Raw genomic sequence first — 12812 nt, 5'->3', positions numbered from 1 at the left:
GTCGCGCCGCACCATCGCGCCTTGCCAAGAGTGCAGGGGTGGGGATATTCACGTCCAGCATATGACGCGGCATGGACGGACGACATTGATGACACAGTTTGAGCAGTTGCGCGCAAGGATGGTCGACAACCAGTTGCGCACCAGTGGTGTGACCGAATGGGCGCTTCTGGCCGAGATGGGCAAGCTGCCCCGCGAGCGCTTCGTGCCTGCCGATCGTCAGTCTGTTGCCTATATCGACGATATTCACTGGCTGGGGCAGGGACCCGAGCGCCGTTTCATGATGGCGCCGGCCACGCTCGCCAAGCTGCTGCAGCTCGCAGAGCTGTCCGATGACGATGCCGTGCTCGATATCGGCGCCGGCACCGGCTATGGCACCGCCGTCATGGCAGGGCTGGCCGCATCAGTGACCGGTCTGGAAGCCAATGCCGAGCTGGCCAAGATCGCCAGCCGCAATCTTGAGGAACTCGGGATCGACAATGCCACCATCATTGCTGGCGATATCTCCTGGATCGGCCGCGGCAAGTTCGATGTCATCGTTGTGCAGGGGGCGCTCGACAGCGTGCCAGACGCCATGCTGGCGGCGCTCAATGATGGCGGTCGCCTGATTGCGCTGATCCGCACGGGCGGCGTCGCCGTAGCCAATGTGTTTGTGAAATCCGGCAAGTCCATCACCGCGCGCGGTGAGTTCAACGCCACGCTGCCACTGCTCGATCAGGCCCAGCCTGATGTCGAATTCGTCTTTTAGTACACAGTTTCTCTATTGATGCGTGAGACAATCACGCTGTTGCCACTCAGGCACTATGCGCGAGCTTTCGCACATTAAACTTCGGTAGGGATTGCCGTAGCAGGTTGTGAACCCCACCTGCGATGCATAAAGTTTGAGGGTTATTGGAGAGGCGGGCCATGAGTTTTCGCGGGAAATTGGTCGCAAGTGTGCTGGCTTTGGCTGTGAGTGCGTTTGCGGTTGGTGGTGCACAGGCACAATCAATCGCGCAGGCGTTGACCGCCGCCTATGATCATGCGCCGGACCTCAAGGCAGCCTTGCTCAATGCCAAGGCGAGCGCGGAAAACATCGCACTGGCCGAGTCAGCCAAGCGTCCCACCATCGGGGCTTCCATCAGCGGCAATTACAATTGGAGCATCATCAATGATAACTTCAATGATGGTACCTCGCTGACAACTGGCCTGTCCTACAACCAGACCATTTTCGACAACTATCAGACCGAAGCCAAGATCGAAGCGGCGCGCGCCGGTGCCGATGCTGCCGAATATCAGATCCGCAGCACCGAGCAGACAGTTCTGCTCGAAGTCATCCAGGCCTATATGGCTGTCTATAGCGGTCGCCAGCTGGTCGCCCTGCGCCAGGAAAACCGCAATTTCTACTCTGCCCAGCTGCAGTCCTCGCGCGATCGCCTTGATGTTGGCGAAGGCACCCGGATCGATGTCGCCCAGGCCGAAGCCCGCCTCGCACAGGGCGATGCCGCCTATCGTGCCGCCGTCAACAGCCTCGAAGTCAGCCAGGCGACATTCCAGCGTTATGTTGGTGTGGCGCCGCAGAACCTCGACGCTTCGCACAATTTCGCCCGCCTGATCCCCAACAGCCTGCCCACCGCGATTGCCGAGGCCGAAGTCGGTCATCCGGCCATCATGATGGCCAAGGCCGCCATCCGCGCCGCGCAGGCCACCAGCGATGGGGCACAGGCTGCCTTTGGCCCCAAGGCCACCATCAATGGCTCCGTCGGCACCAAGGCAACCGGTCCCACCAAGGGCGCGACGGACGGCATCAGTGGCACCATTGGCTTCCAGATCACCGTGCCGATCTATGCTGGTGGCTCCATTGGCGCCAGCGTGCGCAAGGCCAATATCGAGCAGATCAAGTCCGAAGTGGACGCCATGTCCGCCTATGACAAGATCCGCGAGGCGGTGATCTCGGCCTGGGCCGGCATCCAGAGTGCCGATGCGCAGATCCAGGCCGCCAATGCCGCGGTTTCCGCTGGTCGCACTGTGGTCGATGGCGTCATTCAGGAACGCGATCTGGGCACCCGTACCACGCTCGACGTGCTCAATGCGCAGGCCGAACTGACCAGCGCCCGCGAAACCCTGATCAACGCCTCATCCAACAAGGTCATCGCCACCTTCTCGCTGCTGGCGGCCATGGGCCACCTGACCGCCGCTGATCTCGGGCTCAATGTCGAGATCAAGTCGGCCGTGCGCTACACCCAGGCTGTCGACGATGTCTGGGCCGAACTGCGCAGTGTTTCCGAGTAACGCACCCACATTGGCGTCCATCCTTGGTGGCCGGGCTCTGCCCGGCCACAAGTTTTAGTGGAAGACCACTTGTATGGTCGCCGTGATGATTCCTAATTTTTGCAGTCCGGTCTAAGGTGTTGTTCACGAATCAGGATTCGGCCGCGTTGGCGGAGGCCTAATTTTTCCGGTTCGAGCGCATGAGTAAGAGGCACCTATGAACAAGCCGGCACACAAAGAACCCTCGATGGACGAGATTCTGTCGTCCATTCGGCAGATCATAGCGGATGATGATGCAGCGGGGGTGCCGCGCCGACCTTCCATTCAGGCGGCCGAGGATCCCATGGAGGCCGCACCGGCCAGTCCGGCAGCCGCAGGCGCCGACGACCGTGACCTCAGCGACATGCTCGACGATATCGAGCCGTTGACCCTCAGCGCCACCCAGATAGTCGATGAAGCCGAAGCAGAGGACGATATCGCCGGCTTCAGTTTCGATTCGATCCTGGCCGATACCCCGGTCGATGAAGAAAGCGAACCCGAAGCGGCTGGTGCTCCCGGTCTTGTTGACCCGGAAGACATCAGCTTTGCACCTGCTGCCGAGGATGATGACGACGATCTGCCATCGTTCGATCCCCCCGAGCCACCGCCAAAGCCCGCTGCCGAAGTGGTCGCCGCGCCTGCGCCCAAGCCGGCTCCAAAGCCAGCGCCTGAGCCTGTTGCCGAGGAAGAATTCGATATTCCCGCGTTCAATCCAGAGCCCGAGGCCGCAGCCGATCTGGACATGCCGTCCTTCAATCCTGAGCCCGAAATGGCCAGCGAAGCACCGGCCCCCCAACCATCGATCGCCCAGGCCGCGCCTATGCCGGATGCCACGCTTTCCAGCGACATGGCCAGCCAGCTGCTCGAGCCCACCACTCAGGCTGCCGTGCGCAGCTCGATGACCAAGCTCAATGGTCTGGGGCTGGGCAATGCCGGCGCCACCATCGAATCCCTGATGCGCGACATGCTGCGCCCCATGCTCAAGGAATGGCTGGATGAAAATCTGCCCGCCGTTGTCGAGCGCATGGTGGAAAAGGAAATCGCCCGCGTTTCGCGCGGCGAATAGCCTGTCAAAGACATCTCTGAGGGTCCTGCATGCGCGATACGGTTGACCCCGCATCGCGCATTTGCTTGAAGTCAGCCCAACCTTTTGTCCGACCCGTCAGGTCTTTCTCCAATGAGAAGCGCCGCTTGGCGGGTTGCTGCTGTTGCGAGTGACCAATGCTTGAAAAGTCCTATGAGCCCGGCGCGGTCGAAAACCGCGTCTATGCCGACTGGCTGAAGGCCGATGCCTTTGCTGCCGGGGCAGGGGCCGCGCCCGGTGCCGAGACCTTCACCATTGTCATCCCGCCACCCAATGTGACCGGCTCGCTGCATATCGGGCACGCGCTCAACAACACCATTCAGGACATTCTGGTCCGCTTCAATCGCATGCTCAAAAAGGACGTGCTCTGGCAGCCCGGCACCGACCATGCCGGCATCGCCACCCAGATGATCGTCGAGCGCCAGCTGATGGAGCGTCAGCAGCCCGGCCGCCGCGAGATGGGCCGCGAGAAATTCGTCGAGCGCGTCTGGGAGTGGAAGTCCGAGAGCGGCGGCACGATCATGAACCAGCTCAAGCGCTTGGGCGCTTCGGCTGACTTTTCGCGTGAACGCTTCACCATGGGTGAAAACGGCGCGCCGGACGATCAGATGGTCCGCGCCGTCACCAAGGTGTTTGTCGAGCTGCACAGCCGTGGCCTGATCTATCGCGCCAAGCGTCTGGTCAACTGGCATCCTGGTCTGGAGACGGCCATTTCCGATCTTGAAGTCGAGAACATCGAGATCAAGGGCCATATGTGGCACCTGCGCTATCCGCTGGCCGATGGCGTAACCTACCAGTTCCCGACCGTGGACGAAGAGGGCAATGTCACCGGGCACGAAACCCGCGATTACATCATCGTGGCCACCACCCGTCCCGAGACCATGCTGGGCGATAGCGGCATTGCCGTGCACCCTGAAGACGAGCGCTACGCCGCCCTGGTCGGCAAGTTTGTCGATCTGCCGCTGGTTGGCCGCCGTATTCCCATCGTCGCCGATGAATATGCCGATCCCGAACTGGGCACCGGTGCGGTCAAGATCACCCCGGCCCACGATTTCAACGATTTCGAGGTTGGTGTTCGCAATGATCTTGAACAGATCAACGTCTTCACCACAGCCGGCAACATTATTGATGCCGAATTCGTGCCCGAAAAATACCGCGGGCTTGAGCGCTTCGCAGCACGCAAGGCGATCGTCGATGATCTGAGCGCACTGGCTGAGGACAATGAGACCCGCGGCCTTGATCATATCGAAGCCAAGAAGATCATGGTGCCGCATGACGAGAAGACCAAGCTGGTCGTCATCGAGCCCTTCCTGACCGACCAGTGGTGGGTCAAGGCCGACGTGCTGGCTAAGCCAGCTTTGGCGGCTGTACGCGAGGGTCGCACCAAGTTCGTGCCCCAGCAGTATGAAAACACCTATTTCGCCTGGCTCGAAAACATCAAGCCATGGTGCATTTCGCGCCAGCTGTGGTGGGGTCACCAGATCCCGGCCTGGTATGGCCCCGATCAGGAAGCGTTCGTCGCCTCCTCGGCCGAAGAAGCACAGGCTCTGGCCGACGCTCATTACGGCAAGCCGGTTGAACTGCGCCGCGATGAAGACGTTCTCGACACCTGGTTCTCCTCGGCGCTGTGGCCGTTCTCGACCCTGGGCTGGCCCGATGATACGGCCGAACTGCGCCGTTATTATCCCACCGACGTGCTGGTCACCGGCTTTGACATCATCTTCTTCTGGGTCGCCCGCATGATGATGATGGGCCTCGAATTCCTCGATGAAGAGCCCTTCCACACCGTTTACATGCATGCCCTGGTCCGTGACGAAAAGGGCCAGAAGATGAGCAAGACCAAGGGGAACGTTATCGATCCCCTGGCGCTGATCGATCAGTATGGTGCCGATGCCACGCGCTTCACCCTCGCGGCCATGGCTGCGCAGGGCCGCGATCTCAAGCTCTCCATGAGCCGGGTCGAGGGTTACCGCAACTTCGTCACCAAGATCTGGAACGCGGCGCGCTTCCTGGAGATGAACGAATGCCGTCGCGTCGAGGGGTATGATCCCAGGGCCAACAAGCTGCCACTCAATCGCTGGATCGTCGGGGCCACTGCGCGCGGTGCCGCCGCCGTCACCCAGGGCATTGTAGACTACAAGTTCAACGAAGCCGCCAATGCGGCCTATGACTTTGTCTGGGGCACCTTCTGCGATTGGTATGTCGAGTTCGCCAAGCCCGTCTTCATGGGCGAGGACGAAGCGGCCAAGGCTGAAACCCGCGCCACGGCAGCCTGGGCGCTCGATCAGATTCTGACCATCCTGCACCCATTCATGCCCTTCGTCACCGAAGAGCTCTGGGCTGAAACGGGCAAGTTCGGTGCACCGCGTGAATCCATGCTGATCCTGACCCAGTGGCCTGATCTGGCTGGCTTGGAAGATGCCGAAGCCGATGCCGATCTGACCTGGCTGATCGATGTTATCACCAATGTCCGTTCGGTGCGCAGCGAGATGAACGTGCCCGCCAGCGCCAAGCTGCCGCTTGTGGTGGTGGGTGCCAATGAGACGACCCTGCGTCGCCTCGTGGCTGGCACCTCGCTGATCACCCGTCTGGCACGCCTCGAAGAGATCACGCCAAAGTCTGATGTGCCCGGCGAATCGGCGCAGTTCGTGGTTGGCGAAGCCACCTGGGCACTGCCCCTGGCCGAGTTCATCGACATCCCCACCGAGAAGGCCCGCCTGTCCAAGGAAGTGACCAAGCTCGATGGCGAAGTCGCCCAGATCGACAAGAAACTGGGCAATGAGCAGTTTGTCGCCAAGGCGCCCGAAGAGGTGATCGAGGAGCAAAAGGCCCGGCGTGAAGCCGCCATAGAGCGGCGTCACCACATTGCCGAGGCACTCAAGCGCCTCAGCTAGGCACCCGATCACCAGTGCAATGCACGGACGGCCAGCCCCCAGGAAAGGGGCTGGCCGTTGCCATTTTTCGCGGTTTTGCTTGCGGTCCAGCCGCCAGCCCGAAACTATGGGGCAATGGGGGAGAGCCATATGAACGATGTCAGCCGCCGAAGCTTCATGCGCATTGCCGCCGCGGCAGGCATGGCGGGCACGGCCCCAATACGGGCTATGGCGCAGAGCGCGCCTGCAAGGACCGATTACGACATCATCGTCATCGGGGCCGGCATGGCGGGTCTGGCGGCGGCGCACGAGCTGATGGCCCAGGGCTATGATGTTCTCGTGCTTGAGGCGCGCGACCGCATTGGCGGCCGCATCCACACCGATTGGCAACTGGGCGCGCCCTTCGAATGGGGTGCCGGCTGGATACACGGCCCCGATGGCAATCCGGTCAGCCAGTTGCTGGCCGATGTCGATGGCACCACCTTTGTAACCGATGATGACTCCCTGGAGGTCTATACCGCGCAGGGCGACGATGTCGGCGATGAACATATCGATGGGCTTGATGCACGCGCCGAACACGCGGCCGCCCTGATCGAGGACGATCTTGACGATGACACCACGCTGGCCCAGGCCCTTGATCGTGTGTCGCCGGGCCTGCTCGAAGATCCGGTGTTCCGCTGGTACGTCACCGCGGCCATTGAATTTGACGCCGGCGGCCCGGTCGAGCAGCTATCTGCCTTCTACTTCTCGGCTGATGAGAATTTTGACGGCGAGGATGTCATTCCGCTCAGCGGCTATGACTCGATCCTTGCCCCACTCAGCACCGGCTTTGACATAGCCCTAAATGCTGCTGTTCGCGCCGTGGCCTATGAAGAAGATGATGGCGCAACGGTCTATGTCGGCGACACCGCCTACGAGGCTGATTACGTCATCTGTACCGCGCCGCTTGGTGTGCTCAAGGCGGTTGCCATTGCCTTTGATCCGCCCCTGCCCAAGAGGCTTGCGCAGGCCATTGAGCGTATGCCCATGGGAACCGTCACCAAGCTGGCCCTGCAATTTGCCGAGCCGTTCTGGCCGACAGATGTCCAGTATTTCGGCGTTCTCAACGAGGTGAAGGGGCGTTGGCCCTATATCCTGAACTACCGCACCTTTTCAGACCAGAACATCCTGTTGCCGCTCAGCTTCGGCAATTACGCCTTTGCCGCCGATGCCATGACCGATGCCGAAATGGTGGCGGACGCCATGGACGTGCTGCGTGAGGTCTTTGGGGAGACCATCCCCGAACCCGTCGCCCACATTGCCACCCATTGGTCCACCGATCCGCATGCCCTTGGCGCCTATAGCTATGCCGGCTTTGGCAGCACGCCCGAAGATTTCGAATCCTTCAAGACGCCCGTATCCCAAACCCTGTTCTTTGCCGGCGAACATACCGATTTCGCTTATCACGCCACGGTTCATGGCGCGCTGCTATCGGGTCGCCGTGCCGCGGCTCGATTGCTGGAGATCGACGCCTGAGCGGAATCACTGACGGGCCGCGCTATGTGACGATTCAGCAACAGCGGGTCTGAATCGAAATTATCAGGCCAACTCGCAACCATTTGGCGATGTTTGTCGCCACAATCTCACCCTAAACAAGCTTGGCTTGGACATCTGGGGCGGATGGCCAATCGCGCGCAAGACAGTGTCTGCGCACGCATTGTTACCGCCCCGTCAGGTTCAAGAGATTTGGCACAATTGCCGGTGATCGCGTGAAAACGCAGTTTTGCCAGCGGTTTGGCATACAGTGGGAGGTTAGACTTCGACGTGACCAACGCTATAGCTGCCGCGCAGCTGACACCAATGCCCTATGCAGATGATGCCAATTCCATCCTTGTGATGGGCGCGGCTTCAATGCGGTCACAAACGAAGTTTAACAGTTTCCTAACAGCGCTTTCCCCGCGCAGCGTCACGCGGGTACGCCAGTCGATCCACCCAGCTTTGGCCGTTAGGCTCGACACCCCACAACAGCGCCCGGATGTCCGGGTTCGCGAGAAGAACGCAGCCCGCTTCGGTGTGGGCAAAAGGAGTACGATGCGGGCCATTAGGGAAAAATCCCTGATTTCCGTGACGATTGCAGCCGTTTTGGCCTTCTCGGCCTCAATCCTGCCCGTGCACGCACAAACCGCGGCCGATGCTGCGCTGAACATGGCCAACATGCTCGATGGGGCAGGTGGCGGTGTGTCCAGCGGCGAGTTGATCGCGGCCCTGCAGAATGCCGCTGATGCCGGCCAGCCCATGGCCATGTGGCAGCTCGGCACCATGTATGAAAATGGCGAAGGCGTTGCCCGCGATCCGGTCAAGGCATTTGGTTATTTCGCCCAGATCGCCAATCAGCACGCCGATGCCGCGCCCAAGGGCGTTGAAGCCGATATCGTCGCGCGCTCTTTCGTCAAGGTTGGCGATTACTACAAGCAGGGTCTGCCAGACGCTGGCATTCCCGCCGACGCCAATCGCTCCCACGCGCTCTTGCTGCACGCCGCCAGCTATTTCGGCGATGCCGATGCGCAGTATCGCGTCGGCCTGCTTTACATGCAGGAAGAGGAAATGGGCGTGAATCCGTTGCAAAGCGCGCGCTGGTTCTCACTGGCGGCCCGCAAGGGGCATTGCCCTGCCCAGGCCCAGCTCGGCGATTTGCTGTTCAATGGCGTTGAGGGCATCGAAGCCCAGCCGGTGGAAGGCCTGATGTGGCTGACCATTTCCCACCAGCGCTGCAGCGGCACGGCCGATGCAGGCTGGGTGGATGAAAAGCTCAACCACGCCATTTCGCTCTCGACCGCTGATGAACAGGCCGAAGCCAATGCTCTGGCTCAGTCCATCGCCCCGCAATTTGCTGGTTTCTGAGCCGCCCGCGGCGCCAGGCCTCGGGTTTGATCAGAAGCTGAACTGGCCTTCGACAGGGACGTGATCGCTGGGTTTTTCCCAGCCGCGCACATCCTTGTGCACCCGTACATCATCAAGCCGGTCTGCCGCCTGTGGCGAGAGCATCAGATGGTCGATGCGGATGCCCGCATTGCGCCGCCACGCCCCAGCCTGAAAGTCCCAGAACGTATAGGCTTCCTCAGATGTGGTGGCCCGCAGCGCGTCGGTCATGCCCATATTGGACAGCGTCCGGAACCGCTCCAGGCTTTCGGGGCGATACAGTGCATCGCCCCACCACGCCTTGGGATCATGCGCGTCAATCGGCGCCGGGATCAGGTTGAAATCGCCCAGCAGGATGAATGGTTCTTCGAGCAGCAGGCGCTCAGCCACATAGGCCTCAAGCCGGCGCATCCACGCCAGCTTGTAGGGGAATTTCTCGCTCTCGACCGGATTGCCGTTCGGCAGATAGATGCCGCACACGCGGATCGCACCGCTTTCGACCGAAAACACGCCTTCGATCAGCCGCGCCTGCTCGTCGCTGTCATCGCCCGGCAGGCCACGCGTGACCTCGTCAAACGGCAGCAGCGACAGGATGGCCACGCCATTCCAGCTCTTCTGGCCATGGGTTTCGACATTGTAGCCCAGCGCCTCGATCTCGGCGCGCGGGAAGCCCTCATCGACCGATTTTATCTCCTGCAACACCACGATGTCCGGCTTTTCCTGGCTCAGCCAGGTGACCAGCAATTCGAGTCGGGCCTTGATGCCGTTAATGTTCCAGGTAGCGATGCGCATGAGAAGTCTCCGTTGCCTGAAAACTAGCCCTCCAACGGGCAGGGGGCAACACTAGAGCGCACCATAAATCGCGTCATACACTGCATCCCGATAGGCCCCGTCGCTGCCCTCCAGCCCGGTATTGCTCATCGACACCACGCTGAGCCCATTGGCCTGATCAACGAACCAGTGGTGCCCGTATATCCCGCCCCAGCGATTGGTGCCGGGCGCCACGGGCAGCCCCGCCGCCCTGGCGTCGGCAACCCAGGCCCCGAAATAGCTGAACTGCAGCCCCGGGCTCACCGCATGCGTCAGTTGCGGGGTCTGGTTGGCCATGCCCATGGCGACGGTATCGCGCTGCAGGATCGGCCCGCCGCCGCTGCGCAGGCATTCCAGCAGCCTCATGAAATCAGGGCCCGTACCGGCAGCGCCACCACCCCCCGATTGAAACGCCTGCGCGTCGAAAATCCGCCCCGGATCATAGGTGGTCACCCCGCCCCAATTATTGGCAACGCTATGCGGATCGCCCATCAGCACCGCGCCCTCTGTCCCATCGGCATAGGCCGCCGCCAGCCGGCTTGTGTCGCGCACGCCAAACCGCGTGTCGTCCATTTGTAACGGGCCGGTTACGTACCGGGTGATGGCGTCTTCGAGCGTGCCGCCCACCAATTGCCCCGCGATCACGCCCAGCACGTCGATCGAGGGCCCATAGGCCCACCCCGTGCCCGGCGCAAACAACAGCTCCTGCGCCGCAAGCCGCGCCACGATTGTTTCGCGCCCCAGGTGCCAGCGATTGACCCCCGCAGCTGTTTCCGCCGGCGTCAACAGCGGCCCGCTGGCCAGTCCGGCGCTGTGCGTCAGCAAATGGTGGATGGTGATCTCCGGTACGCTGCCATCGGCCAGCGCCGGCTTGAAATCGGGCAGATAGACCGTCACCGCGTCATCAAGCCGGATCTTGCCCGCTTCCATCAGCGCCAGAATGGTCGCGGCGACGATGGGCTTGGTCACCGATGACAGGCGAAAGATCGTGTCGCGCGACATGGCGCGTCCGGCCTCGCGATCGGCCAGACCATGCGCCTTTTCGTAGAGCGGGCGGCCATCCTTGCGCACCAGCAGGACGCTGCCGACAATGCGTTTCTCGCTGATGGCCGTATCGACCACCGCGTCCAGCGCCTGCTCAAGCTTCATCAAATTTCCTCCCGCTTTGACGGGAGCTTAGCCGCTTCGCGCGGCCAAAGGCTAGACCGCGAAACTGGTCCCGCAGCCGCAGGATGCCACCGCATTGGGGTTGCGGATCTGGAACGCCTGGCCAATCAGATCATCGACGAAATCGATCTCCGAACCGCCCATGAATTCCAGGCTCATGGAATCGATCAGCACCACCGCGTCGCCCTTTTGCAGAACGGTGTCGTCGCTTCCGGGCTTTTCCTGTACGAGATTGTATTCATACTGGAATCCGGAGCATCCGCCGCCGGCCACCGAAATGCGCAGCACCGTCCCTTCGGCTTCCTTGGACAGGATGCGCGACACGCGCTTGGCGGCGCTGTCGGTCAGGACGACTTGGGTGGGAGCAAGAGCGGTTTCGGTCATAATCAGTTCCGTGCCGTTTCGTAATGTCATAACGGTCACGCTAAAATAGGAACTCTGCACCGGAATGAAAAGGGCCAAAAGATTGGGCGACCATCACTGATGAGCGATACTGCTGCTTACGCTTCCAAACCTGAACTTTCTTTGGGTCGCATTGATGGCGCTGGTCCCAGCCCGACCCGCAGCGAGTTTCAGCGCGATCGCGACCGCATCATCCATTCCACCGCGTTCCGGCGGCTGCAGCACAAGACCCAGGTCTTTTTCGAGCATGATGGCAATCATTTCCGCAATCGGCTGACCCACACGCTTGAGGTCAGCCAGATGGCGCGCTCCATGGCCCGGGCGCTGCATCTCAATGAAGACCTCGCCGAAGCCATTGCCCTGTCGCACGACCTGGGCCACACCCCTTTCGGCCATGCCGGCGAGCGCGCTCTACACGCCACCATGGCGCCCTATGGTGGCTTTGATCACAATATCCAGGCCATGCGCGTCGTCACCCGGTTGGAGAACCGCTATGCCGAGCATGACGGGCTCAACCTCACCTGGGAGACGCTCGAGGGCATCCTCAAGCACAATGGTCCGCTGACCAATCCCGATGGCACACCCTTTGGCAAATATGCCCAGGAGGGTTTGCCCGCCGGCTATGACGATATTCCCGCCGTCGCCGATCTGCGCCTGTCCAGCTTTGCCTCGCTTGAAGCCCAGACCGCCGCGATTGCCGACGATATCGCCTATAATGCCCATGATATTGACGATGCACTGCGCGCCGGCTTGCTCACTCTGGCCGATCTGCTCGATGTGCCCTTTGCCGGCCCCATCGTGCACGAAGTGCTCGATCGCTACCCCGATGTGGCCCCCAAGCGGCAGGCCCATGAAGTGCAGCGCCGCCTGATCACCCGCAGTATCGAGGATGTTATCAGCACCACTGCAGCCAATATCCGCACCGCTGGCGTCACCTCCGCTGAAGACGTGCGCATGGCGGGCAAGACGCTGGTGGCGTTCTCGCCCGCCATTGCCAAGGCGGTTGCCGGTCTCAAGACATTCCTGTTCCAGCGCGTCTATCGCCATGAATCGGTAATGGTGTCGGTGCGTCAGAGCGAAAAACTCGTCTCCGACATCTTTGCGCACTATATGGAAACCCGCGACATGCCGGGGCGCTGGGGCGTTGCGGCGCAGGCTGCTGTCAGCGATTCCGCACTGGCACGCGTGGTGGCCGATTTCATTGCCGGCATGACCGATCCCTATGCGCTCGATGAGTATGCCCGGCTGTTTGACGCTCGCCCGGATTTCCGTTAACCCCGGCCCACTTCAAT

General features: G+C 61.3%; 10 protein-coding genes. 7 read left to right on the top strand and 3 right to left on the bottom strand.

Going from position 1 to position 12812, the window contains the following annotated elements:
• Positions 1 to 88 precede the first annotated feature (88 nt).
• The 6 genes from KD146_RS08255 to KD146_RS08230 all read left to right on the top strand — a co-directional run bounded on the left by KD146_RS08255 (position 89) and on the right by KD146_RS08230 (position 9123).
• On the top strand, positions 89 to 745 hold the full coding sequence (locus KD146_RS08255; RefSeq protein ID WP_212658217.1) for a protein-L-isoaspartate O-methyltransferase family protein: 657 nt from the start codon (positions 89 to 91) through the stop codon (positions 743 to 745).
• Between the two features lie 158 nt (positions 746 to 903).
• On the top strand, positions 904 to 2268 hold the full coding sequence (locus tag KD146_RS08250) for a TolC family outer membrane protein (protein WP_212658216.1): 1365 nt from the start codon (positions 904 to 906) through the stop codon (positions 2266 to 2268).
• Positions 2269 to 2464: 196 nt separating this feature from the next.
• Positions 2465 to 3352: a DUF2497 domain-containing protein gene (locus KD146_RS08245; RefSeq protein ID WP_212658215.1), complete on the top strand. Its 888-nt coding sequence runs from the start codon at positions 2465 to 2467 to the stop codon at positions 3350 to 3352.
• A 155-nt stretch (positions 3353 to 3507) separates the two neighbouring features.
• Positions 3508 to 6264, top strand: a complete 2757-nt coding sequence (locus tag KD146_RS08240; RefSeq protein ID WP_212658214.1) for a valine--tRNA ligase — start codon at positions 3508 to 3510, stop codon at positions 6262 to 6264.
• A 129-nt stretch (positions 6265 to 6393) separates the two neighbouring features.
• Positions 6394 to 7758: a flavin monoamine oxidase family protein gene (locus tag KD146_RS08235; protein WP_249327615.1), complete on the top strand. Its 1365-nt coding sequence runs from the start codon at positions 6394 to 6396 to the stop codon at positions 7756 to 7758.
• 555 nt (positions 7759 to 8313) lie between these two features.
• The gene (locus KD146_RS08230) at positions 8314 to 9123 is read left to right on the top strand and encodes a tetratricopeptide repeat protein (protein ID WP_212658212.1); all 810 of its coding nucleotides are present in this window, start codon (positions 8314 to 8316) and stop codon (positions 9121 to 9123) included.
• A gap of 30 nt (positions 9124 to 9153) precedes the next feature.
• Here KD146_RS08230 and xth read toward each other — a convergent pair whose 3' ends face one another.
• Genes xth through KD146_RS08215 form a run of 3 tightly spaced genes read right to left on the bottom strand, consistent with a single transcriptional unit; the run spans position 9154 to position 11502 of the window.
• Positions 9154 to 9933 carry an exodeoxyribonuclease III gene (xth, locus tag KD146_RS08225; protein WP_212658211.1) on the bottom strand — a complete coding sequence of 260 codons (780 nt, stop codon included), beginning with the start codon at positions 9931 to 9933 and terminating at the stop codon, positions 9154 to 9156.
• 51 nt (positions 9934 to 9984) lie between these two features.
• On the bottom strand, positions 9985 to 11100 hold the full coding sequence (locus KD146_RS08220; RefSeq protein ID WP_212658210.1) for a serine hydrolase domain-containing protein: 1116 nt from the start codon (positions 11098 to 11100) through the stop codon (positions 9985 to 9987).
• 51 nt (positions 11101 to 11151) lie between these two features.
• Positions 11152 to 11502 carry a HesB/IscA family protein gene (locus KD146_RS08215; RefSeq protein WP_212658209.1) on the bottom strand — a complete coding sequence of 117 codons (351 nt, stop codon included), beginning with the start codon at positions 11500 to 11502 and terminating at the stop codon, positions 11152 to 11154.
• A 99-nt stretch (positions 11503 to 11601) separates the two neighbouring features.
• Here KD146_RS08215 and KD146_RS08210 point away from each other — a divergent pair, with 99 nt between their 5' ends.
• On the top strand, positions 11602 to 12795 hold the full coding sequence (locus tag KD146_RS08210; protein ID WP_212658208.1) for a deoxyguanosinetriphosphate triphosphohydrolase: 1194 nt from the start codon (positions 11602 to 11604) through the stop codon (positions 12793 to 12795).
• The last annotated feature ends 17 nt before the right edge of the window (positions 12796 to 12812 follow it).

This window comes from Devosia litorisediminis (assembly GCF_018334155.1).
GTDB lineage: Bacteria > Pseudomonadota > Alphaproteobacteria > Rhizobiales > Devosiaceae > Devosia > Devosia litorisediminis.
The sequence above is the reverse complement of the archived record's forward strand: the minus strand, read 5'-3'. Positions and strand labels throughout refer to the sequence as shown.

What these genes read in the sequence shown, in the direction of transcription:
- KD146_RS08215 (WP_212658209.1), bottom strand. Translation starts at nt 11,502, where the DNA reads ATGACCGAAACCGCTCTTGCTCCCACCCAAGTCGTCCTGACCGACAGC.
- KD146_RS08230 (WP_212658212.1), top strand. Translation starts at nt 8,314, where the DNA reads ATGCGGGCCATTAGGGAAAAATCCCTGATTTCCGTGACGATTGCAGCC.
- KD146_RS08235 (WP_249327615.1), top strand. Translation starts at nt 6,394, where the DNA reads ATGAACGATGTCAGCCGCCGAAGCTTCATGCGCATTGCCGCCGCGGCA.
- KD146_RS08250 (WP_212658216.1), top strand. Translation starts at nt 904, where the DNA reads ATGAGTTTTCGCGGGAAATTGGTCGCAAGTGTGCTGGCTTTGGCTGTG.
- KD146_RS08245 (WP_212658215.1), top strand. Translation starts at nt 2,465, where the DNA reads ATGAACAAGCCGGCACACAAAGAACCCTCGATGGACGAGATTCTGTCG.
- KD146_RS08240 (WP_212658214.1), top strand. Translation starts at nt 3,508, where the DNA reads ATGCTTGAAAAGTCCTATGAGCCCGGCGCGGTCGAAAACCGCGTCTAT.
- KD146_RS08210 (WP_212658208.1), top strand. Translation starts at nt 11,602, where the DNA reads ATGAGCGATACTGCTGCTTACGCTTCCAAACCTGAACTTTCTTTGGGT.
- KD146_RS08255 (WP_212658217.1), top strand. Translation starts at nt 89, where the DNA reads ATGACACAGTTTGAGCAGTTGCGCGCAAGGATGGTCGACAACCAGTTG.
- KD146_RS08220 (WP_212658210.1), bottom strand. Translation starts at nt 11,100, where the DNA reads ATGAAGCTTGAGCAGGCGCTGGACGCGGTGGTCGATACGGCCATCAGC.
- xth (WP_212658211.1), bottom strand. Translation starts at nt 9,933, where the DNA reads ATGCGCATCGCTACCTGGAACATTAACGGCATCAAGGCCCGACTCGAA.